A 475-nucleotide genomic window follows, 5' to 3' on the forward strand; every position below is an offset into this window, starting at 1 on the left:
TGACCGACTGACCCGCCAAGCCAAATTTAGAGTGAACGGGACATTAGCACAGTTGGATTATGGTGCGTCGAGGCAGTTAAACAAAACGCAGATCCGCTCATTAGCGCAAGGTGAATGGCTTCGTCTTCACCAAAACATACTGATCACAGGAGCAACAGGTTGCGGTAAAACCTACCTTGCTTGTGCGTTGGGCCATAACCACTGCCAGCAGGGAGAAAACGTTTACTACTTTAGGCTCAAAGAATTGCTTGAAAAGATGTTTATGGCACAAGCGGATGGCAGTTATCGAAAGTTTATTAACAAACTCACATCAGCGAACTTACTGATCTTAGACGATTGGGGATTAGAGCCATTAACGGGGCAACAACGCAGTGATTTACTTGAGTTAATAGATGCGAGGTATGACACAAAATCGACACTGATTGCGAGTCAATTACCGATAGAAAATTGGTACGATATGATCGGGGAATCCACG

General features: G+C 44.8%; 1 protein-coding gene. It reads left to right on the forward strand.

The window, feature by feature from the left end:
- Window positions 1-475, forward strand: a 475-nt coding sequence (locus tag CXF95_RS26320; protein ID WP_101201413.1) for an ATP-binding protein, incomplete at both ends; no start/stop codon positions are given.

The organism is Paraglaciecola sp. MB-3u-78 (genome assembly GCF_002835935.1).
In the GTDB taxonomy this organism is placed as follows: Bacteria; Pseudomonadota; Gammaproteobacteria; order Enterobacterales; family Alteromonadaceae; genus Paraglaciecola.